The sequence below is a fragment of the Erythrobacter sp. JB1-15 genome (assembly GCF_057365035.1).
Map to the genome: position 1 here is coordinate 2,226,076 of NZ_CP200295.1, position 20,863 is coordinate 2,246,938.

At 58.4% G+C, this 20,863-nt stretch carries 19 protein-coding genes and 1 pseudogene; 9 read left to right on the forward strand and 11 right to left on the reverse strand.

Annotation, left to right across the window (positions count from 1 at the left end; translation table 11 throughout):
- The first annotated feature begins 72 nt into the window (after positions 1-72).
- Together AC0V6L_RS10695 and AC0V6L_RS10700 are read left to right on the forward strand one after the other, a co-directional pair.
- Positions 73-441, forward strand: coding sequence for a hypothetical protein (locus AC0V6L_RS10695; protein WP_486150600.1), 369 nt, complete (start codon positions 73-75; stop codon positions 439-441).
- Between the two features lie 261 nt (positions 442-702).
- Positions 703-1,077, forward strand: coding sequence for a DUF937 domain-containing protein (locus AC0V6L_RS10700; protein WP_486154255.1), 375 nt, complete (start codon positions 703-705; stop codon positions 1,075-1,077).
- A gap of 20 nt (positions 1,078-1,097) precedes the next feature.
- Here the strand turns inward: AC0V6L_RS10700 and AC0V6L_RS10705 are convergent, their stop codons facing one another.
- The 4 genes from AC0V6L_RS10705 to AC0V6L_RS10720 all read right to left on the reverse strand — a co-directional run bounded on the left by AC0V6L_RS10705 (position 1,098) and on the right by AC0V6L_RS10720 (position 6,816).
- Positions 1,098-2,750, reverse strand: coding sequence for a DUF1570 domain-containing protein (locus tag AC0V6L_RS10705; protein ID WP_486154256.1), 1,653 nt, complete (start codon positions 2,748-2,750; stop codon positions 1,098-1,100).
- A 94-nt stretch (positions 2,751-2,844) separates the two neighbouring features.
- Complete coding sequence (locus AC0V6L_RS10710; RefSeq protein WP_486154257.1) at positions 2,845-4,491, reverse strand: FAD-dependent oxidoreductase; 1,647 nt, start codon at positions 4,489-4,491, stop codon at positions 2,845-2,847.
- A gap of 41 nt (positions 4,492-4,532) precedes the next feature.
- Positions 4,533-6,437 (reverse strand): DUF885 domain-containing protein, encoded by a 1,905-nt coding sequence (locus AC0V6L_RS10715; RefSeq protein ID WP_486154258.1) that lies wholly within the window; start codon positions 6,435-6,437, stop codon positions 4,533-4,535.
- 13 nt (positions 6,438-6,450) lie between these two features.
- Positions 6,451-6,816, reverse strand: coding sequence for a DUF3597 domain-containing protein (locus AC0V6L_RS10720; protein WP_486150610.1), 366 nt, complete (start codon positions 6,814-6,816; stop codon positions 6,451-6,453).
- A 109-nt stretch (positions 6,817-6,925) separates the two neighbouring features.
- On the opposite strand from AC0V6L_RS10720, the gene AC0V6L_RS10725 reads away from it, so the two are divergent.
- Entirely contained in the window at positions 6,926-7,138 is a 213-nt protein-coding gene (locus AC0V6L_RS10725; protein ID WP_486154259.1) for a hypothetical protein, read from the forward strand.
- Between the two features lie 51 nt (positions 7,139-7,189).
- Here the strand turns inward: AC0V6L_RS10725 and AC0V6L_RS10730 are convergent, their stop codons facing one another.
- Positions 7,190-7,885, reverse strand: coding sequence for a TonB family protein (locus AC0V6L_RS10730; RefSeq protein ID WP_486154260.1), 696 nt, complete (start codon positions 7,883-7,885; stop codon positions 7,190-7,192).
- A gap of 483 nt (positions 7,886-8,368) precedes the next feature.
- Positions 8,369-9,024, reverse strand: a pseudogene (locus tag AC0V6L_RS10735) (alpha/beta hydrolase).
- A gap of 109 nt (positions 9,025-9,133) precedes the next feature.
- Here AC0V6L_RS10735 and AC0V6L_RS10740 point away from each other — a divergent pair.
- From AC0V6L_RS10740 to AC0V6L_RS10750, 3 genes are all read left to right on the forward strand, one after another.
- Positions 9,134-10,126 carry a cysteine desulfurase family protein gene (locus AC0V6L_RS10740; protein WP_486154261.1) on the forward strand — a complete coding sequence of 331 codons (993 nt, stop codon included), beginning with the start codon at positions 9,134-9,136 and terminating at the stop codon, positions 10,124-10,126.
- 142 nt (positions 10,127-10,268) lie between these two features.
- Entirely contained in the window at positions 10,269-11,351 is a 1,083-nt protein-coding gene (locus AC0V6L_RS10745) for a cysteine desulfurase family protein (protein WP_486154262.1), read from the forward strand.
- A complete protein-coding gene (locus AC0V6L_RS10750) occupies positions 11,342-11,680 on the forward strand; it encodes a 2Fe-2S iron-sulfur cluster-binding protein (protein WP_486154263.1) in 339 nt (112 codons plus the stop codon). The genes AC0V6L_RS10745 and AC0V6L_RS10750 overlap by 10 nt, the downstream gene beginning before the upstream one ends.
- Positions 11,681-11,689: 9 nt before the next feature.
- On the opposite strand, the gene AC0V6L_RS10755 is transcribed toward AC0V6L_RS10750, so the two are convergent.
- Positions 11,690-12,607, reverse strand: a complete 918-nt coding sequence (locus AC0V6L_RS10755) for a DUF4349 domain-containing protein (RefSeq protein ID WP_486154264.1) — start codon at positions 12,605-12,607, stop codon at positions 11,690-11,692.
- Positions 12,608-12,756: 149 nt separating this feature from the next.
- Here AC0V6L_RS10755 and AC0V6L_RS10760 point away from each other — a divergent pair, with 149 nt between their 5' ends.
- From AC0V6L_RS10760 to parC, 3 genes are all read left to right on the forward strand, one after another.
- Positions 12,757-13,581 (forward strand): ion transporter, encoded by an 825-nt coding sequence (locus AC0V6L_RS10760; RefSeq protein WP_486154265.1) that lies wholly within the window; start codon positions 12,757-12,759, stop codon positions 13,579-13,581.
- A 119-nt stretch (positions 13,582-13,700) separates the two neighbouring features.
- Positions 13,701-14,954: an HD-GYP domain-containing protein gene (locus AC0V6L_RS10765; RefSeq protein WP_486154266.1), complete on the forward strand. Its 1,254-nt coding sequence runs from the start codon at positions 13,701-13,703 to the stop codon at positions 14,952-14,954.
- Between the two features lie 122 nt (positions 14,955-15,076).
- Entirely contained in the window at positions 15,077-17,374 is a 2,298-nt protein-coding gene (gene parC, locus AC0V6L_RS10770; protein WP_486154267.1) for a DNA topoisomerase IV subunit A, read from the forward strand.
- Between the two features lie 83 nt (positions 17,375-17,457).
- Here the strand turns inward: parC and AC0V6L_RS10775 are convergent, their stop codons facing one another.
- From AC0V6L_RS10775 to AC0V6L_RS10790, 4 genes are all read right to left on the reverse strand, one after another.
- Entirely contained in the window at positions 17,458-18,015 is a 558-nt protein-coding gene (locus AC0V6L_RS10775; RefSeq protein ID WP_486154268.1) for a hypothetical protein, read from the reverse strand.
- Between the two features lie 214 nt (positions 18,016-18,229).
- Positions 18,230-19,429 carry a CCA tRNA nucleotidyltransferase gene (locus tag AC0V6L_RS10780; RefSeq protein WP_486154269.1) on the reverse strand — a complete coding sequence of 400 codons (1,200 nt, stop codon included), beginning with the start codon at positions 19,427-19,429 and terminating at the stop codon, positions 18,230-18,232.
- Between the two features lie 13 nt (positions 19,430-19,442).
- Positions 19,443-20,042, reverse strand: a complete 600-nt coding sequence (locus tag AC0V6L_RS10785) for a CoA pyrophosphatase (protein ID WP_486154270.1) — start codon at positions 20,040-20,042, stop codon at positions 19,443-19,445.
- 4 nt (positions 20,043-20,046) lie between these two features.
- Positions 20,047-20,601 (reverse strand): DUF1285 domain-containing protein, encoded by a 555-nt coding sequence (locus AC0V6L_RS10790; protein ID WP_486150636.1) that lies wholly within the window; start codon positions 20,599-20,601, stop codon positions 20,047-20,049.
- Positions 20,602-20,863: the final 262 nt, after the last annotated feature.

Here is a 20,863-nt window from a genome sequence, read left to right on the forward strand (position 1 = left end):
GTGCGGGGCCTTTTCTTTTGCGCGATTGCAGCGCACAACCTCGGCAGAGATTCGCGAAGGGAAGGAAGAACTATGAGCATTCTTGATGGAATAATGAAACAGGTCGCAGGCTCGCCCGATACGGTTGCCAGCCTTGCAGAAAAGGTCGGCATTGATCCGGCCATGGCTGAAAAAGCGGTTGCCGCTTTGGGCGCTTCGCACGCCGAAGAAGGCGATACGGTTGAATTGGCCGCTGAAAAAACCGGCCTTGATACCGGCGCCTTGGGCGGCATCATGGAACAGCTTGGCGGCGAAAATGCGCTGGGCGATATTGCTGGCAAATTGCAAGCCGATGGCGAAGGCGGGCTATCCGGGATTATGGGGATGCTGGACCGTGATGGCGATGGCAATCCGCTCAATGACATTACCGATATGGCGTCGAGCTTTTTCGGCAAGAAATAAGGCAGATGGTGCGCCTGGCCTTTCGCAGAACACGCGGGACAGGCGCGCCAATCTGACCACAAACCAAGGGGGATAGACGATGAGCCTTGCTCAAATGCTGCAACAATCGGGCGCAATCACATCGATGGCGCGCGAACTTGGAATTGATGAAGGCACCGCGAAAACGGCGGCGGGCGCTTTGCTGCCGGCGATCGTTGCGGGGATGGGCCGCAGCGCAACGGGGGGACAAGCACGCCCGAACCTTTGGGTGGGCTTGGCTCTTTGGCTGGCGCGATCCTTGGCGGTGGCTCAGGCAGCGGCGGTGCAGCAGGCGGGCTCGGCGGTATGCTTGGCGGCGGGCTGCTCGATGCGGTTCTGGGCAATGATCCAACGCCTACGCAGCCGGGCAATGACATTCTTGGCAATATCTTTGGCAGCAAGGATGTGAGCCGCTCGGTCGCAGGTGAAGTCGCCGCGATGACAGGCCTTGATGAAGGGCTGCTCAAAAAGATGCTGCCGATCCTTGCAATGGCGGTGGCGGGCTATCTCGCGAAATCGGCAACCGGCGGCGCGGGCGCTGCGTCATCAGGCGGAGGCGGCAGCAATCCGCTGGGCGGCATTTTAGGCTCGATTGTGAGCGGAATGATACGCGGCTGACAGGGGCGATATCAGCTGGGTTAGTGGTGCGCGTGCGCGCTTATCGTTTGCTCGGTTGCTGCGTCTTCGTATCCATTTGCTTCACTGCTACCTTCCGGGTCATCGTTATCGTTCGTCCCTTCGGCCGCATCTGTTCCGGCCTCGGCTATTCCCGCCATCGAAGCATTGACCGGCGTTCCTTCGGGTGCGTCTTTTAGCCCTTCGATCAACGCCTTCGTCCTGTCGGCCCGGTTGCCCCCATGCGGGTCAAACGCAATAGGCTGTAAGGATTGCCTTGCGAGCGCAATCTTGCCCTCGCTCAGCTGCATCATCGCCACATTGAACCACAGGCTCTTGTCAAACGGGGCCAATTGCGCCGCGCGTTCGAGTGCATGACGAGCGTTTTCAGGCGGCGTTATGCCGCGCGCGACGAAGCTGCGATAGTAATAGATGAGCGGCAGCGGATGGTCGTTCTCGATCTGGTTCAGCGCGGAAAACGGCTTCATCGCTGCATCATAAGCATCATCGCGCGCATCCCCGTCCAGCTCACTTGCCTGGCGAAACAATGCGAAGCCTTTTTGAACATAAGCATTGGCACGCGATGGATCGAGAGCGATGGCCTGTTCCGCCGCTGCGATGGCTTCGGCGTTATTGCCCGCGTCAAACTCCGCTTCGGCAAGGGCCGTGTAAACCCCTGCATCGCCTGAATATTTCGCCGCGATTTCGCGCACATCGGGAAGCAGTTCGAGCGCCTGTTCGCGCGATACTCCGCGCTGCGAGCGGATGCGCAGGGGCATCATCTTTGCTTCGCCTTCGGGCAGGCGGCGTATCGTGATCTCGCCAATCGGGAGCTCTTCTGGCGGCAGCGTGAGCATATTGAACCGGCGTCCGCGCATATAGGCATCCAGTTCCCTTTGCAGCGCGTCAAGATCGCCAAAAACCGCTTCGCCTGCATCGAGCGGAGACGAGCCGGAAAAGACCGCTCGGCCGTATTCGGCCAATTGGCCGCGCCGTTCGGGATTGAATGTGAGATAGTGATAAAGCAGCCAGCTGCGCCCATAAAACGCGGTGTAACGGCGGCCCGCACGCTTTTCGTACAGCTCATGATCAAGCAATTCGCGCACGCTTACATCCTTGGCATAGGCGAGTTCGCCTGCCCGGTGGCGCGCGACGCGCCCGATCAGAATGCCGCCATCTTTCTCAAATGAAGCAGCGGCGAAAAATTCCGCTGCTCCTTCGCTTAACCAGCGGGGCATTTCAAACCGTGAGGACGAGATCAAAAAGTGGTGCACATATTCGTGCATCAGCACGATGGTTGAGAAATCAGGATAGCCGTTCTTGTTGCGGATATTCTGGACAAACGCTCGGCTTGCGCCCGCGCGCGGTACGTAAAAACCGGCGATGTTCCGGCTTCCTTTGCCTGCGACTTTTTGCAACTGGCGTTCGCTGCCAACGACGAAAATGACGACCCTGTTTGACGGGCTGGGCTTTTCCACGCGGCGTCCGGTCAGCACTTCCATCGCTTTGTGAAACCGCTCAAGGTTTTCAGCGTAGCGTGCGATATCCTTTTCCTTGTCATCGGCATAGACAACAAAGTTATCGCTTGATGCCTCGTACCACGCGGCTTTGGCAGGGGAAGTAATCAGCAGGAATGCGCTGAAACACACAAATATCGAAAGCAATCTTGTCGTCATCGCAAAGTACCCTGTTAGCCCCATTGGCGCAGCGATTGCGAATCTGTGCGCTCAATCTGTAGCAGGATATTGATTTTCAAGCATTTGAATAGCCCTACGCTTGGCTATCATCCTTTTGACTGATCGCATCGAGATAGCTCCAGATGGTGCTGACCACGACGGACCCTTCGCCAACCGCGCTGGCGACCCGTTTGACAGACCCTGCGCGCACATCTCCGACGGCAAATATGCCATCGGTCCCGGTTTCAAAAGGAGAGCTTCGCCCGGCATCGTGGCCAGTGTAAACAAAGCCTTTGTCATCGGTTCGGGCCAGGCCAGACAGCCAATCGGTGTTGGGCGCGGCCCCGATCATGATGAACAAGGCGGTGGTGGCAAGCTGCTGTTCACCGTCTTTCGTTTTCAGCGTCACACTCTCCAGCCAATCACTCCCATGCAGCGCGGTTACCTGCGTGTGATAATGAATGGTGATGCGCGGGTCCGCTTCGAGACGGCTGGAAAGATAGCTCGACATGGAAGCCGCCAGCGAGCCCGAACGCACCAGCAAATGCACATGAGCGGCGCTGCGCGATAGATACATCGCAGCTTGCCCGGCTGAATTGCCGCCGCCGATCACGACCGCTTCGGTCTTGGCGCAAAAGCGCGCTTCCATTTCGGTGGCGGAGTAGAAAATGCCTGCGCCTTCGAGTTCGCGCAGATTGTCCAGCGGCAAGCGGCTATATTGGACGCCCGTGCTCACCAGAACGGCGCGTGCGCAGATGATGTCGCGTCCCCGGTCGCCTTCATCAAGCGTCGCGCAATACGATCCATCCTCGCGACGCTCCAGCTTTTCAACGCGGCGCGGCATGACAAACCGGGTGCCAAACTTCAGCGCTTGAATCTGTCCGCGATAGGTCAGGTCAGTGCCGCTGATCCCTGTGGGAAAACCCATATAGTTTTCGATCCGGCTGGACGTGCCCGCCTGTCCGCCAATGGCCATATCTTCAACCACCAGCGCCTCGATACCTTCAGCCCCGGCATAAACAGCGGCAGCAACGCCTGCAGGTCCGCTGCCCACAATCAAAAGATCGACATCGGTGTTTTCGCAAATGTCCAGATCAAGGCCAAGATAGCGGGCAACTTTGCGCGGGGTCGGGTCATCAAGCTGTTGGTCAATGCCGAGGATCACCGAAGGTTTATGCTGCGTTATTTCGCAAACCTTGATTGTCTCGGCATCGCTCGCGCCCATATCAAAGCTTTGAAAGGGTATCCGGTTGCGCGACAAAAATCGTTCGCACGCCTGCACCGCCGGATCGCGGTCCGCCCCGATGACTTTAACAGCGCTGTTGCGCATTTCGAACTGCTTGCGCCGTCTTGCGGCAAACACCGAAATCAAGTGATCGGATAGCTCGGGTACGCGCGCCATCAGATCAAGCATGGCGCCGCGCGGCGCCTCAATCGCGCTTGTCCGCTTTGCTGCGCGCATTTTGAGATAGTTTGTTGCCCGGTTCAAGAACCCGATCTCGCCCATGAACTGGGTCGGACCGAGCGAGGATTCCATCAGCCGTTCATCCGTGTGCGGATTGACAACTTCAAGCTCGCCTTCGACGACATAGACAAAGGTGTCCATTGGATCGCCAATATCGGCAACAATATCGCCCTGCTGGTAAGTGACCTCGCGCCCGATATCGCGGATCGCCTCAACATGCGCTTTGGCCAAAGGCACGCGGCGCATTGTTTCGAGTTCTTCGCCGAATGTTTCCATGAAAGGATGTGCCTGTTTCTGAAAGCTCGGAGCGAGAGAATCTAGCCCCGGGCCCCCGCAATATAACGGCTGACGGTTTTGTCGACCACATCGAGCGGGGAATTGCCGCCCAGAATTACCGCTGTGTTGAATGCCTTGAAATCATAGGCATCGCCCAATTCCGCTTCGGCGCGGGCGCGTTGTGATACGATTTGCGAATGGCCGATCTTGTATCCGCAGGCCTGGCCCGGCCAGCTGCAATACCGATCGACTTCGGAGGCAACCTCCTGTTCCTTTGAGCCATTGCGTTCAACAAAGAACCGCCGCGCCTGTGTCCGAGTCCAGCGTTTGTGATGCAGGCCCGTATCCACCACCAAGCGGCAGGCGCGAAAAGCGAGCGCTTGCAGATAGCCCAGCCGGCCAACTTTGAATTCGTCATACGCGCCCAGTTCATCGGCCAATTGCTCCCCATACAGCGCCCAACCTTCGCTGAAGGCGTTAAAGGCGAGGATGGACCGGATCAGCGGCAAGCGGTTGGAATAGGCCGCTTCCCATACATGGCCGGGAATGGCTTCATGGAAAGTGAGATCGGGCAGATCATATTTGCGGTGCAGATCAGTGTCGCGCAGATTGATCCAGAAGCGTCCCGGTATCGATCCATCCTTGCTGCCGCCGCCGCCATAGGCCGCAGGTGCGCCCAATTCTTCGGATTGCGGAATACGGCGCACTTCGAACGGGGGATCGACCAGCTGCGTAAAGGCGCGCGGCATTTGCGCTTTAATGTAATCCACCTGATCGCCAATGAACGCCATGATTTCAGCGCGGCCTTTATCTCCCGGAGCAAACTGATAGCGCGGGTCTTGCGACAGGGCCTGCATGCGTTCGCCCACCGTGCCTTTGGTGTAGCCGATTTCTTGCAGGATAGGCTCCATCCGGCCATGCAACTCGGCCAGTTCATCAAGGCCCTGCTCGTGAATTTCATCGGGCGAAAGCGCCGTCGTTGTCGATGCGCGATTGGCCCAGGCATACCATTCATCGCCATTGGGCTGCGCCCAGATGCCAGCATCGGACTTGGCCAATGCGCGCTGTGTTTGCAGTTCTTCCAATTGGCGCTGGAGTGCGGGTGCGACATCGCCTGACACAATGCCAAAAGCGTATTCGCCTTTTTCGCCCAAAGCTTCCTCGCCAAATTTCGATGTAATCTGGCTGGTCAGGCTGCCGGCCAGAATGCCCCCTTTGGCTGCATCGGCAATGCTCGATTGCATTTGGGTGATGGCCTTATCGAGCAGGAAATCGGGCGGGATAACGCCATAAGCGCGGGCCGCCTTCATCCGCTCGGTCTCTCCGTCGAGCACCAATGGGATTTGCGACAAGCGATTGAGGTAGAAATAGATGTCCTCCTCGCTTGCCACAGGCTGGGATGAGGACATGAAACGCGGCAAGTCGATGTAAGCGCCGACATTCTGGATCACCACGTAAGGTGCATTGCGCCAACTGCCCACGGCCACATCGCCATAGGGCAGCTCCATGCCTTCCAGCGCCGTGGTAAAGGCGCTTTCCACCACCTGAAAACTGGTTGCCTGATCGGCGGTGAGGCCGTCCTTGGGATAGGTGCGCGCGCCTTCGCGCAATTCTTTCAATGTCGCTTTATAGTCGTCGCGGCCCAATGCCCCCGGCGTGCCAAAAGTCCCGCGCCATTCGGCATATTCGCCCGTATCCACGCCAAGCCCGGTTGCGCGCGCCGGTTCATGGGCGAGCATGCGGTAACCGATATCCTCAAGCACCTGATCTGGGTCGGAAAATACCGCCGGCGACGCTGAGAGGGCGCGCGAACCAGTTGGCGCGCAACCCCCGATGGTGCCAGCGCCCAGTGCCAAAGCAGAAGCGCCGCCAAGCCCTGAAAGGGTCTGGCGGCGCGTGATGTTCGTGTCTGATTTATCCATGGCCGCAATGTTTACCTCGCCCATGGTCTCAGTTCAATCAGTCCTTGAGTTCGGGCGGCACAATCCCGCCTGCATCGGCCAGAGCTTTCATAACGGACCGGTGCAGCGCGATATTGTCTTCTGCCGATCCAGAATAATCGGCATTGCCCATTTCCTGAGCCAATTCCTTGCGATTGGCATAGCTGGGATCAAGCCGCAGCAGTTTCATCAGATCGACAATCGAGGTTTTCCAGTTAAGATCATCTGCTCCCGGGATCGAGCCGACGCGTGCGACCACATCAACTTGGTCAATTGCAGCGCGCTGCGGCGCGGCATCTGCGGCCGGAGCTGCAGCAGGTGCGGCTTTCGCCTCTTCCTCGTCATCGCCCCAAATTGCGCTTTTGATTGAACTGAAAATCCCCATATTATCCTCCTTTGTATTAGACCCGAAAAACCGTATCGGAACACACGCAGTTGGGCCAGCGTAATGATGCTGCTTGCTCGGTAGTTTTGTAAAAAGAGGCTTTAATCACATGGCAGATCTGGTGCTTTCCATCGTCATGCTTGCCGCGATTGCGCTTTTGGTGGGGGCGTTTTTCCTGTGGCGGCGCACGGGTGAGGCGAAACAGCCTTTGCTGATGGTGCTGCTTTCAGCGGTTGCGGTGGCGAATGTGTTAATCTGGACATTGCCGAGCGCGGATGGCGAAAGACCGCTCGATCAGGCGCAGGCGCTGGAAGAGGAATAGCGGAAGCGGGATGGGCCGCGCGCCTTTTGCACGCGGCCCATTCGTGTCAGTTCAGGGCAATTCCCAATTGATTGCGCTTGAATAGGTGCCTGCAACATTTGCACCGCTGCTGTCTTTGGCAGGGGTAAACCGCCCTCGGCTGGTCAGGTGTTTGCACGTCGCCTCATCCAGAGCGGTGTGCCCGGTTGACCGAGTGATTGTGCAATCGCTGACCCGGCCAGACGCGCTGATTTCCAGAGTGAAACTCGCGCGGCCAGAATAACCCCGGCGGATCCAGCTTGAACGGTAATCATTCGTCGTGACCCACGATCCCGGATTGCCGCGCGGGCTGGCTTTGACCGGATCGAATGTGGGAGGCGGCGGCGCGGTAGGGCCTTCGATCCCGAGATCAATCGGGCCGGATGGGCCGGCAGAGCCGATAAGCGGACCGTCCAAATCGGGAAACCCGGTTACAGGGCTGGTCGGGCCAAGCACAATTGGCGCATCTGGCGCGGTAATGTGTGTGTTTTCGATTGGCCGCGCTTCGCTGGTTTGCGTTTCAACCGGTTTCGGGGTTGGTGCGGGCGGAGGGGGTGTCTCGATCACTTCGGGCGTGACGATCACGCCTGTGGGGTTGGCAATCGGCTTGGTTATCACGACTGTCACTGCCAGTCCGGCAATCAAAACCGCGCCAAATGCGGCAGGCACACCGATCGCGCCCAGCATGGCGGCGGGGCTGGGCCTGCTTGCTTGTTTTGCATAGTTCATTGGGTGGTACTCCTCTCTCATCACGTGCGCCGTGGTTGAGTTAAGAGCGGTTAGGGGCGCTGATAACTCAGGCTCACTATTGGTAAGCTAACCCCTCAAATGATTGTTTTGCAAATAGTTTCGAGTTGCTGATCGGGACTGGTTTTTGTGTTGCGCACCCCATCTGGGCGTTTGTTTGCTTGAGTCCCTCAAGCGCCGGGCGCGGGCCATCCGGCCCGCTTGGCTACGCGGCATAAGCCGCGACGGGCGGTCGCCCTTGCGGCGGCTGCGCCGCCGTGCTCCGCGACCAAGCCAATGACTGGCATAGAGCGTCAGGGGACAACAGGTCCAACGGGCGGTGATTGCGAGCCGTAGGCGAGCCAGAGCGCGACTGCGCGACCGCAGGTGCTCAAACCCGGACGAAGCCCGGGTTTGAAACAGCACCGAGGATGCTCGCCCGGATGGGCGAGCGAAACACAAAAATAGATTAAGTGAGTTTCACACTCACTTAATCGGACAATCCGGCGACAGCCTGAAATCGAGGTAATTGTCCACGCTTGCCATCATGTCTTCCATTTCATTTTCAAAGAAATGGTTTGCGCGCGGGATTTCGTCGTGATGGATCGTGATGTGCTTTTGTGTCCGCAGCTTCTCCACAAGCTTTTGCACAGCGCTCGGCTGGACCACAGTGTCTGCTGCACCTTGCACGAAAATCCCGCTGGCGGGGCAGGGGGCAAGGAAGGAAAAATCATACATATTTGCAGGCGGCGCGACCGATATAAACCCGCGCACCTCAGGACGGCGCATCAACAATTGCATGCCAATGAGCGCTCCGAATGAATAGCCTGCCACCCATGTCGTCTGCGCCTCGGGATGGATCGACTGCACCCAATCGAGCGCGGATGCTGCATCCGACAATTCGCCCACGCCGCTGTCAAACGACCCCTGGCTGCGGCCCACGCCGCGAAAGTTGAAGCGCAAAACGGCAAAGCCGCGGTCCACAAACGTCTTATACATCCGCTGGACGATCCGGTCGTTCATTGTGCCGCCGCCTTCAGGGTGCGGGTGCAAGATCATCGCGACAGGCGCGCGCGGGCGCGGGGAGGGGAGAAACGACCTTCAAGACGGCCTTCGGGGCCGGGAAAAATGACGGATGGCATGAAAAAACCTTGTTATGAGGAATGCGATATGTCGGCTGACACATTGGACGATGGGGCCTATAGCGCGATAGGTTTCATTCTGCAATTTTTTAAGAATCGTTCGCAATAAGTGTCCAAACCCCGCATCTATCTCGACCACGCCGCGACCTCGCCCCTGCGCCCCGAAGCGCGCGCCGCGATGGAGGAGGGCTTTGCCTTGTGGGCCAACCCGTCCTCGCCGCATGCAGAGGGGCGCAAGGCGAAAAAGGCACTCGAAGATGCACGCGAGCGGATAAAGCGGTCGCTTGGCTGGAATGGCGAGCTGATCTTTACCAGCGGGGCGAGTGAGGCGCTTTGGATTGCACTCAACCGTGCGAAAGCGGACCGCCGGATTGTGAGCGCGGTTGAGCATGACGCGGTGTTTCGCGCGGCGCCTGATGCTGAGATTGTCAGCGATAATAGCGTGTTTGCCGAAAGCAGCGTGCTGGCCGTTCAGCACGTTAACTCAGAGACCGGGACAATCAATCCCGTTAGCGAGATGGCCAAAACCGTGCGTGAAAGCGGCGCATTGGTTCTGTCCGATTGCGCGCAGTCAGCGGGCAAAATCTCTCTGCCAGATGCGGATATGCTGGTTGTGTCCGCGCACAAATTTGGCGGCCCTATTGGTATTGGCGCGCTGCTGGTGCGCGACTTCAATATGCTAGAACCCATGGGCGGGCACGAACGCGGCTATCGCCAAGGAACCGAAAATGCGCCGGCGACTATGGGAATGGCAGCCGCATTAGAGGCCGGCGATTGGGCGAGTAGCCCTGCGGATCGAACCTCGTTTGCCGCCGCTATGGGCGAGGGTGTCCAAGCTTTTGGCAAGCAATGCGATTATATCTACGCCCTTGCTCACCCCGAGATGTCCGCCCAAGCGCTTCTGATCCGTCTTGATGCCATGGGCTTTGCTGTTTCAGCGGGAAGTGCATGCTCCTCAGGAACACTCAAGAAAAGCCGGGTGCTTGATGCTTTCGGTGTGCCTGATGATGTCGCCGCACGCACAATCCGGGTGAGCATTGGCTGGTCAACCACGCCGAATGATCTTGAGCAATTCGCCGAGGCGTGGAAATCGCTCTCGTAAGGAAACCTGCTCATCCTGAGCTTGTCGAAGGGCGCTCATCCTGAGCTTGTCGAAGGATCGTCCTTCACTTCAAACGTCTGCTTAAAAAAGGAAGAACGGTGCTTCGACAAGCTCAGCACGAGCGGTTAGAGGATGAGGGGCAATGATCTACCTCGATTACCAAGCCACAACCCCGCTCGCGCCTGAAGCGCGCGATGCTATGCTGCGCTGGCTCGATGGGCCGGATGGCACTGGTTTTGGCAATCCGCATTCGCCGCACAAGCTGGGCCGTCAGGCAGCCGCTGCGATTGAGGCGGCGCGCGATAAGGTTGCCGCGCTGTTTCCCCCCGGCGGGCGCGTCATCTTCACCAGCGGCGCGACAGAAGCGCTTAACCTCGCCATTCGCGGTTGCTCCTCCAGAGGCGTGGTGGCGCATTCCGCCATCGAACATTCAGCCGTTGGCGATACCGCCGATGCAGCCGGGCAAAGGCATATTCTGGACGTGGATGCGGCAGGGATTTGCGATGCCTCGCAGGATATTCCGGGCAGCGTCGGCCTTATCGCGGTTATGCAGGTCAACAATGAAATCGGCACTGTGCAGCCGATCCTCGACTGGAGAGCAAAAGCGCGCGAGATGGGCGCTTTGATGCTGGTGGACGGCGTGCAAGCCTATGGCAGGATCACTGTCACTCACGCCGATATGATCGCGATTTCGGCGCACAAATTTCACGGCCCCAAAGGGGTGGGCGCGTTGTGGGTGCGCGAGGGTGTTTCGCTGGACGAAGTGCAGACCGGCGGCGGGCAGGAGCATGGCCTGAGGTCGGGAACATTGTCACCCGCGCTGATCGCCGGAATGGGCGCGGCGGCGGCTTTGGCGAAAGAGCGCATGGATGAAGACGCCGCGCACACTCAGGCCCTGTGGAACCGCGCGCGCGATATGTTCGGCGAATGGGCACTGAACGGGAGCGAGGATGCACGCTGGCATGGCAATCTCAACATTCGCAAACAAGGTGTTGATGTCGCAAGGCTTATGTCGGAATGTCGCACTGTCATGTTTTCGGCTGGCAGTGCGTGTGCGAGCGGATCAGGGCGGCCCAGCCATGTTCTAAAGGCTATTGGGCTGAGCGACGAAGAGGCTAAATCTTCGATCCGGCTGGGATTTGGCCGTTACACGGCGATGGACGATATCGAAGCTGCAGCCAAGGCGATCAACAATGCCGCAAAGGAGCAAGAGCAATGGGGCTAAGCGTCACCTTTATCGACCCGCGCGGCAATCCGGTTGAGGCGCGATGCGAGGCGGGCGACAATTTGCTGCGTGTGGGTCAGGCGGCAGGTCTGCCGCTTGAGGGGACATGCGAGGGTCAGATGGCATGCTCGACCTGCCACGTGATTATCGCGGGCGAATGGTTCGACAAGCTCACCGAGGCAAGCGAGGAAGAAGAGGACATGCTCGATTTTGCTTCAGGAGCGCGGCGGACCAGCCGGCTTTCCTGCCAGATAGACATATCTGACGCGCTCGACGGGCTCACCGTGCACGTGCCCGGCGAAGCCCGCGATGCGCGAGGAATGGGCTAGCGGTTTAGCCTAAGCCTCTGTTTTAGAGGTTTCGCGCAGATTGTTCTTCCAGAACCGCAAGCGATAGCCAAAGCGGTGGAGCAGCCAGCGCAGAGCCAGCACCAGCAAGGTGATCGGCAACAAAGCGGTCGCGGCCATCATGATAAAGGCAATTGTCCCGCCAAGGATGGTGCCCAGCGAATTCCACGCTGCCTCAATTGGCTCACCAAAGCTGCCCGAAACCGCGCTGACCTCGCCCGCTTCATAGCGGATTGTCATTTCACTGAACGCAACGCGCGTGCGCATGGTTTCCAGCCAGCTTTTCGCCTGATCGATTTCCTGATTGACTTGCGCAACGGCGCGTTCGGCCTCGACCAATTCGCCAACGCTGCCGCTTCGAGAGGCGAGGATTTCGGTAAGCCGTTCGCGCAGCAATTCGCGCGATCGCAGGCGGGCCTCGGTATCGACAATCTGTTTCGACAGATCTTCGCCCGTGCGCGAGGATGATGTCAGTTCGCCATCCGCTTCGCCTGATGTGGTTTCCAGTCTTTTGGCAAAATCGGCGGCTTTGTCTGCGGCCACGGCAATGTGGAGGCGGCCGCTTGAATATTCATCGCTATCACGCGCCTGATCCATCGAGATAACGCGGCAGCCTCTGTTGCCCAATTCCTCGCACATGGAGACATGCGTTTGCTGAACCTGCCTGATGCTGCCCAATGGAAGGTCGAAGCCAAGACGGTAGGTATAGGCGATCTGCGGCTCGCTGACGGGGATGTCTGCGCCATCGGCAGGGGCGCTGCCCGCTTCCTCGGCGATTGCATCAGCGGCAGCCATGTCAGGCGCTTCCATCGCCATCATATCCGCGCTGCGGGCCATTTCGCTTTCCGCGCCGCTGCATGCGGTTAGCGTCAAAGCGGTTCCCGCGATCAACATCCAAGATTTAGACATGCCCATCCTCTCCTGCCTTATTTCAGCCCTAATATCGCCATATTTACGCCACAATTGAGGCAAGCGCAAGTCTGATCCGTTCTTTCGCCCCCCACCACAAGCTGCTTGGTTATTGATAACGCGGCCATTCGTCGCCATGGGTCGCGGTGATGACTGCCTCTGGTGAAACCCCTATGCCGCCTGCAACAGGCCCTTTGTCAGCCGTGCGCAACCGTGTGCGCGCTCTGGTGGAATCCAAGCGGTTTGAGCACTTCATCATTGCTGTCATCGTCATCAATGCGATCGGGCTGGGTCTTGAAACCTCCTCTACCATTATGGCGCAGGCGGGCGGTGTCATAGCTCAACTGGATCGGCTGGCTCTGGGTATTTTTATCGTTGAGCTGGCGCTCAAACTGTTCGCTTATGGCTGGCGGTTTTTCAAAAATGGCTGGAATGTCTTTGACTTGACTATCGTCAGCGCAGCCCTGCTGCCCGCAGGCGATCAATTCTCGGTCTTGCGCGCGCTCCGTATCTTACGCGCTTTGCGGCTGGTTTCGGTCGTGCCGAGCATGCGCAAAGTGATTGTTGGCTTGTTCAGCGCGATCCCCAGCATCGGCACCGTCGTCGTCATGCTGGGATTGCTGTTTTACATCAGCGCGGTGATGGCGACAAAGCTGTTTGGCGAAGCGTTTCCCGAATGGTTCGGTGATCTGGGATTATCGCTCTATTCGCTGTTCCAGATCATGACATTGGAAAGCTGGTCGATGGGCATCGTGCGGCCCGTCATGGAAGTATACCCCTATGCCTGGGCATTCTTTGTGCCGTTTATCCTGCTCACCAGCTTCATCGTGCTCAATCTGTTTATCGGTGTGATCGTCAACGCCATGGCCGAGGCGACGGGCGAGGAAGCGCATTCTGAGCGTGAGGAGATCATTCTGGAGCTGAAAGCGCTGCGCGAAGACGTCGCAGCTTTGCGTACCGATACCAAAAAGTGAATGGCGGCGTTCCGAAATCACAGGGTTCCTACGTAGATGCATAAAACGCAATTCTAGGACGGTTTTGGAATAACATATCGGGATCAATAACTGTTCTGGATGCCAAATCCGCTTAGAATATGCTGCGCAAAATCGCCCCTGAGGATGTCACAAAAGGCATGTTTGTCGTTGGTTTCGGCGGCACATGGTTTGATCATCCCTTCTTCCGCAGCAAATTTCATATCGTCGCAGATGCGGATCTGCAAAAGCTGATGCGTTCAAAAGTGCCGTATGTTCTGGTTGATGACAGCCAGAGCCAGAGCCAGAGCCAGAGCCAGCCTGACGATGCTCCCCCTGTTCTTGAACGAATATACGACACCCCGCCAATTCCGGCTGCCCAGCGCGCGCTCAAACGTAAAGGCGGCTTTCGTCTATCGCCAATGGCCGCGAAAGAACGCGCTGCTCACCGCCGCGCCAGCGAAGTGGCGTCGCGTTCCAAGGATGCGATAAAAAGTGTGTTTTCCGATTTGCGGTTCGGTTGGCGGATGGACGGCAAAGTGGTGGACCGCGTGGTTGAGGATATCGTTGCAGAAGTTGATCAGGATGCTGCCGCTTTGCTTACGGTAACACGGCTGAAAACTCTGGATGATTACACATATCTGCATTCAGTCGCAGTGTGCGCTTTGATGATTTCCATCGGCAAACGGCAGGGAAAGTCGAGCGATGAAGTTCGCGATCTGGGCATGGCCGGGTTGCTGCATGATGTCGGTAAAGTCGCCATCCCTGATGCGATCCTGAACAAGTCCGGAAAACTGACTGGCGAAGAGTTTGAAGAGGTCAGGAAACACCCCGCTTACGGGTATGATCTGCTCAAGGAAGCACCGCAAATGCCGCACGCGGCTTTGGATGTGAGCTTGCATCACCACGAAAAGATGGACGGCACGGGATATCCAATCGGCCTTTCGGGAGAAGAGATATCCTTCGCAGCGCGGCTTGGTGCGGTTTGCGATGTTTTTGATGCGTTGACATCGCAGCGTGCGTATAAAGCGCCGTGGTCATTGCAGCAGGCTGTAACGGCTATGTGGAGTTGGGAAGGGCATTTTGACCGGTCTTTATTGGCCGATCTGATGCATATCCTCCATGTCTTTGCCGATGGGCTGCTGGTTCGATTGTCTGATGACACGCTGGCTGTCACTTTGCCGCAAGACAATCAGGCCCGGTATGTCCGGATCATGGCCGTTCGCTGCATCAAGACTGACACGCCTATTTGCGGCAAACCGCAGCGGATAGACCGTGAGGGCAAAGATCGGTGCATCATAAGTATCGAAGACCCATCGGTCTGGGGCTTTGAAAACTGGCAAGAGGCAAGCCAAGCATTCAAGGACGCAGCCTGACCGGTCGCAGGCCGCCTTAACGTCATGCGCGCCTGTGCCGATGGGTGCGGCCGCGATTAGGAATTGCAAACCCTGTGGAAACGCCTCTCCCCCGCGCGCGCGCCGCTTGCTAAGCGGGTGGGATGGATGAACCGACGACACCTGACGATTCCCCCAAGGACGAATTTGACCTCATAACCGATGCGCCGTTCGATGCAGCGCTGGAAGAGCGGTATCTCGTCTATGCGCTTTCCACGATCACAGCGCGGTCGCTGCCCGATTTGCGCGATGGGTTGAAACCGGTTCACCGGCGCTTGCTTTGGACGATGCGGCAATTGGGCCTGACGCCCACCAGCACGTTCAAGAAATCCGCCCGCGTAGTGGGTGAGGTTATCGGTAAGTACCACCCGCATGGCGACACGGCAGCCTATGATGCGATGGTGCGGCTCGCGCAGGATTTCTCGCTGAGATACCCGCTCGTTGAGGGCCAAGGCAATTTCGGCAATGTCGATGGCGATAACGCCGCTGCGTACCGCTATACCGAATGCCGTCTGACCAAAACCGCGATGCAGCTGATGGACGGCTTGGATGCGGGCACGGTTGATTTTATCCCGACCTATAATGGCGAGGAACAAGAACCCGACATCATGCCGGGCCTGTTCCCCAATCTGCTCGCCAATGGGGCAAGCGGAATTGCGGTGGGCATGGCGACCAATATCCCGTCGCACAATGTCGCCGAAGTGCTCGATGCGGCCGAACTTGTCCTGTTCAACAAGGACGTGACCCATGAAGAGCTGATGGGCGTCTTCAAAGGCCCCGATTTTGCCACTGGCGGTCAAGTGGTCGACAGCGCGGAGATTATTTCGCAGGCCTATGCCACCGGGCGCGGATCGTTCCGTTTGCGCGGAAGGTTCCATGCGCCAGAGGCTGACAAGGCTGAGGATGTTACCGCCGGGATTGAGCGGCTGGGAGGGGGGCAATGGCAGCTCGTCATTTCCGAAATCCCCTATCAGGTGGCCAAGGGTAAGCTGATTGAACAGATCGCGCAGGCGATTGCGGACAAGAAACTGCCGATCCTCGAAGATGTGCGCGATGAAAGCGACGAAAGCATCCGCATCGTGCTGGTCCCGCGCAGCCGCAATGTGGACCCGGAATTGCTGAAAGAGAGCATTTTCAAGCTCACCGATATGGAAACGCGTTTTGGGCTGAACCTCAACGTATTGGATGCAACCCGCACGCCGATGGTGATGGGGATCAAGGAGCTGCTGACCCACTGGATCGCGGCGCAGATCGACATCTTGCAGCGGCGCACTCAGCACCGGCTCGATCAGATCGCACGGCGGTTGGAACTGGTCGAAGGCTATATCATCGCTTTCCTCAATCTTGACCGCGTGATCGAGATTATCCGGTACGAAGATCACCCCAAAAAGGTGATGATCGCCGAATTTGAGCTGACTGACAGGCAGGCCGAAGCGATCCTCGACACGCGGCTGCGCTCGCTTCGCAAGCTTGAGGAAATGAAGCTGCGCGATGAGAAAACCGCGCTGTTGGAAGAGCAGGAAGCTTTGCAAAAACTCTTGGACAGCCCGCAGCGCCAGCGCACCCGGTTGAAGAAAGATATGGCCGCGCTTCGCAAGGAATATGCCGAGGACACTGCGCTGGGCGCGCGCCGCACTCTGATCGAGGAAGCCGCGCCTACGGTTGAATTTTCGATGGATGCGATGATCGAAAAAGAGCCGATCACGGTGATCCTGTCGCAAAAGGGCTGGATCAGAGCGGCAAAAGGCCACGTCGATCTTGCGCAGGAATTCAAATATAAAGAGGGCGATGCGCTGTTTGACATCGTCCATGCGCAAACGACCGATAAACTGCTGATCGCGGCGGCCAATGGGCGGTTCTACACGTTGGGATGCGACAAATTGCCCGGCGCGCGCGGCTTTGGTGAGCCGGTGCGCACGATGATTGATCTGGAAGCCGATACCAGCATCGCCAAGATGTTGGTGCACAAAGAAGGCGGGCGGCTATTGCTCGCTTCCTCCAACGGCAAAGGTTTTGTCGCCGAGACTGGCGAACTGGTTGCGGAGACCAAAAAGGGCAAGCAGGTGGTGAACCTCAAAGGCACAGCCCGGCTGCAAGTCATCCGCGAAATCGCCAAGGAACACGATCACGTCGCCGCTGTTGGCGATAATCGCAAGTTGATCGTCTTCAATCTTGAGGAAATGCAAGTGTTGGCGCGCGGGCAGGGTGTGATGCTGCAACGATACCGCGATGGCGGATTGTCCGATGCGACGACGTTTACGCTGGCAGAGGGTCTAAGCTGGCAGATGGGCGGATCTGGCGAGCGCACCCGCACTGAAAACGATATCTGGCAATGGAAAGTCGCGCGCGGGGCGGCCGGGCGCATGCCGCCGCAGGGCTTTCCCAAGGACAACCGCTTTTAACGCCGAAAACGGACAGCAAAAAGCCCGCAAGCAGAGGCAACAGCCTCTTCCTTGCGGGCCTTGTTTGCTCACTGAAACGGGGTTTAGCTGCCCGTTTCGCCGCCTGCTGCCATGCTGGCGGTTTCAATCACAGCGCCTTCGGGCACTTCGGTAACATTCTCGGCGATTTGCGCTTCATTCACGCGCACCACCAGCGTATCGGCGGCATCCAGCATGAAAAATTCGCGTTTCAAGGTGATGATGCCATCCTCGCGCATCAGAACGATCTGATCGGCTTCGTTATCGATCAGATGGATCGTTCCGGCAGGCTTTTGATCGGCGCTCATAACCGCAGCGCCTTTGACCAGCGCGGCATCAAGCTTGGCTGCCTTTTCCGCCTCTTCAGCGGCCATCATCGCGTCCAGATCCGCCTTGGTCGTATTGGCAGTCCAGCCAATTTCGCGCTCGGCAAGCAGATCGGCGGGCAGCGGCACTTTATAACTGCCGGTGTCCAGCGTTACGATGCCATCAACATTGCTTTCAATCGTGCCCACAGGCGCATCGTCATTGCCATAAACCACTGTGCCTGCATCCTGCGCGCTCGCGGCGAACGGGGCGCCTGCAATCAAGAGGGCAGCGGTGAGGGATTTAGCGAATTTCATGGTCAAATTTCTCCATTCGGTGTGTTAGCCCAGCCGGGCATGTCAGCGCACTGATCACCATTTGCCGCAAAGCGATCGCGGGTTCGGCGGGACAGGGCGCATAATAAGGAATGGCGCGTACACGCGGATCGTTCCAAATTTGTGGGCCTGTTCAGGGCAGAAATCGGTAATGCGAGGCGCAGCTTCGGTGAAGCGCTCTATTGAGCGCTAATGGTCAACCGCCAAGTTCTGCGTCCAACAGCGCCTGAACTCGCTGTGCGTCGGGAAAGCCCTCCGCGATCCAGCGGCGCTGAACCGTTTGCAGAATGCGCGCAACCTCTGGCCCTTTGGCGACCCCGCGTGCGACGATTTCTCCGCCTTTCAAAGGGAAGGTGGGCGGTTCCCATCCGGACAGCACACGCGCATCGGCGTTCAGCAATAGCAGCCTGTCCACCGCAAAAGCGGGCGAGACCTCATACGCCAGAGCTTTCGGATTGGCGGCATCTTCGCCCGTTCGGCTGACCGCGCTGACGAGCCGCGCACGCTGCGCTTTGGATAGGCGCAGCCGCGCTGCGACGCTTTCAGCAATATCGGGCGAGGTCGGCAGCAGGCTGGCAAGGCGCCGCAGCGGATCGGACGCAAACCCCTGCGCCGCCTCAGCCGCGATCAGCTTGCGAAGGCTCGCGATAAAAGCCTTGCACACTTCGGGCAGGATCACTTGCAAAACGCCGCGCTTGTGCATCCGTTCTATTGTGGCGTGCGGATCGGGCAGTGCAAGAAGGCGGAGCAATTCATCGCATACCCGTTCGCGGCTCAGCCCTTTCATCGTGCTTGCCATATCCGCGCATGCGTCTTCGGCTGCGTCATCGAGAGCTGAACCAAAGCGCGCTTGAAACCGGTAATAACGCAGGATGCGCAAGTGATCTTCGGCAATCCGGTCCCGCGCCTCTCCGATAAAGCGCACGCGGCGCGCTTTCAAATCGTCCAGCCCGCCGAAATAATCGGACACCTCAAGCGTTTCCGGGTGAGCAAACAGCGCATTGATTGTAAAATCGCGCCGCGCCGCATCATCGCGCCATTCGGTCGCAAACGCGATGGTGGCGCGCCGCCCATCGGTCGCGACATCGCGGCGCAAAGTCGTTATCTCGACCGTGCCGTCATCGAAAACGGCGGTGACAGTGCCATGGTCAATGCCTGTGGGAACGGTTCGGATGCCAGCTTTGCCGCACAGATCGATCACCGTGTCGGGCCAATGCGTGGTTGCGCAATCGATATCGTTGACGGGCAGTTCTAACAACGTGTCGCGCACCGCGCCGCCGACCCAGCGCATATTCTCAGCGCCCAAAGCGGCGCGCAACACCGCCAGATCCGCGCGCTTCGTCCACGGCGCGGCAGGCAGATGATGCGATGTTGCAGAAGGCGGGAAAGCGGACATAACCTTGCCCCTTTTAAGAGCGCAGCTGGTCCACCGCAATGCGCTGCGATAAATTGGCGCAGATCGCGGCGGTTACGCCCCAGATGCGAAAGCCTGCATAATCCATATCGAGATAACGGCGCGGCTTGCCTTTCCACATGGTGCTGCGCTGTGTCCAAACGGCGGGGTCGAGCAGGGTTGCAGCAGGCACTTCGAACCAGGCTTCGACTTCTTGCGGATTGGGAGTGAACGGCAAGTCGGGGGGGATAACGGCGAGAACGGGCGTGATAAGAAACCCTGTGCCGGTGTGATAAAGGTCGCTCGTACCGATCACGCTCACGGCCGAGCGGGGCAGGGAAAGTTCCTCTTCCGCCTCGCGCAGGGCCGCCTCAACCGCATCTTCGCCCGGATCAATCTTGCCGCCGGGAAAGGCGACCTGGCCGGGGTGATCGCGCATGTTTGTGGGCCGCTGGGTCAGCACGATTGTGGGCTCTTCCCGGTCGACCACCGCAATCAATACGGCGGCGGGCGTATCGCGGCCATCGGCAAGATCCGCATCAGTGAGCAGGCCGGCAACATCTTTTGCGTGCCCTTTTTCATAAAGCGCGCATAGACGGTCAAACAAAGCCGTCATCCGGTCAGCCCGTTGCAATCAGCGAAAAGATTGCGCCCTGGCTGGTGACCAGCCAATCATCGCCGCTCGTTTCCATCGCGATTTCAGCCAATTGCGCATAGGTGGACCGATTGAGCCGCGCTTCGCAGCCGCGCCGGACATGCAGGTAGATCGCCGGGGTCTCTGGATCGCCAGCGGCCCTAAGCGCGTTGTCAGGCCCCACCAGCACCAATTCATCGGTGTTGAGCCGGATCGCGATCTCGCCCGTCTTGGCAACGCAATCGGTTGCGATAAAGGCGGCATCGTCGACTTCGATGCTGAGTTTTTCAACGGGTGTCTGTAGCCAGTGCTGGCCCGCATCATCGCGGATCAAAAGCGAGGAAAACGCGCGCACCATGGCCGGTCGATGAATGATGCCGCCTTCGTGAAACCAAGTGCCATCTGCGGCAATGCGCATATCGCTGTCGCCGATGTGCTGGGGCGACCAGGTTTCAACCGGCGGAATTTTGCGCGCGGCCACTTGCTCAGCGATTTGGGCCAGCGTCAGTTCTGCAAGATAGGGCGGCGGATCGTATGGCATTTGTGGCTGTGTCGATGGCAGATGATGGGTGGCGGGGGAAGGGGGTTTTGTTTGTGTTCTTTACGCTGAGTTTTTGTTGGGTGCGGCCGGGACATCCTCCAAGGGCTTGCCTGGCCAACCTGAGTCTTTGTCGGGTGCGGCCAGGACATCCGTCCTGACCTTGGCCGGACCGAGTCTTTTGTTGGGTGCGCCTTTGGCATCCGCCTTTGGCATCCGCCAAAGGCTTGCCGAGCCACCCCACCTCCCCGCCCGTCCACCAAAG

Coding starts and splice junctions, on each gene's coding strand:
- AC0V6L_RS10715 (WP_486154258.1), bottom strand. CDS start 6,437: ATGGGCGAGGTAAACATTGCGGCCATGGATAAATCAGACACGAACATC.
- AC0V6L_RS10705 (WP_486154256.1), bottom strand. CDS start 2,750: ATGACGACAAGATTGCTTTCGATATTTGTGTGTTTCAGCGCATTCCTG.
- AC0V6L_RS10720 (WP_486150610.1), bottom strand. CDS start 6,816: ATGGGGATTTTCAGTTCAATCAAAAGCGCAATTTGGGGCGATGACGAG.
- AC0V6L_RS10785 (WP_486154270.1), bottom strand. CDS start 20,042: ATGACGGCTTTGTTTGACCGTCTATGCGCGCTTTATGAAAAAGGGCAC.
- AC0V6L_RS10710 (WP_486154257.1), bottom strand. CDS start 4,491: ATGGAAACATTCGGCGAAGAACTCGAAACAATGCGCCGCGTGCCTTTG.
- AC0V6L_RS10765 (WP_486154266.1), top strand. CDS start 13,701: ATGCTGCGCAAAATCGCCCCTGAGGATGTCACAAAAGGCATGTTTGTC.
- AC0V6L_RS10755 (WP_486154264.1), bottom strand. CDS start 12,607: ATGTCTAAATCTTGGATGTTGATCGCGGGAACCGCTTTGACGCTAACC.
- AC0V6L_RS10780 (WP_486154269.1), bottom strand. CDS start 19,429: ATGTCCGCTTTCCCGCCTTCTGCAACATCGCATCATCTGCCTGCCGCG.
- AC0V6L_RS10695 (WP_486150600.1), top strand. CDS start 73: ATGAGCATTCTTGATGGAATAATGAAACAGGTCGCAGGCTCGCCCGAT.
- AC0V6L_RS10750 (WP_486154263.1), top strand. CDS start 11,342: ATGGGGCTAAGCGTCACCTTTATCGACCCGCGCGGCAATCCGGTTGAG.
- AC0V6L_RS10760 (WP_486154265.1), top strand. CDS start 12,757: ATGACTGCCTCTGGTGAAACCCCTATGCCGCCTGCAACAGGCCCTTTG.
- parC (WP_486154267.1), top strand. CDS start 15,077: ATGGATGAACCGACGACACCTGACGATTCCCCCAAGGACGAATTTGAC.
- AC0V6L_RS10790 (WP_486150636.1), bottom strand. CDS start 20,601: ATGCCATACGATCCGCCGCCCTATCTTGCAGAACTGACGCTGGCCCAA.
- AC0V6L_RS10775 (WP_486154268.1), bottom strand. CDS start 18,015: ATGAAATTCGCTAAATCCCTCACCGCTGCCCTCTTGATTGCAGGCGCC.
- AC0V6L_RS10725 (WP_486154259.1), top strand. CDS start 6,926: ATGGCAGATCTGGTGCTTTCCATCGTCATGCTTGCCGCGATTGCGCTT.
- AC0V6L_RS10730 (WP_486154260.1), bottom strand. CDS start 7,885: ATGAACTATGCAAAACAAGCAAGCAGGCCCAGCCCCGCCGCCATGCTG.
- AC0V6L_RS10745 (WP_486154262.1), top strand. CDS start 10,269: ATGATCTACCTCGATTACCAAGCCACAACCCCGCTCGCGCCTGAAGCG.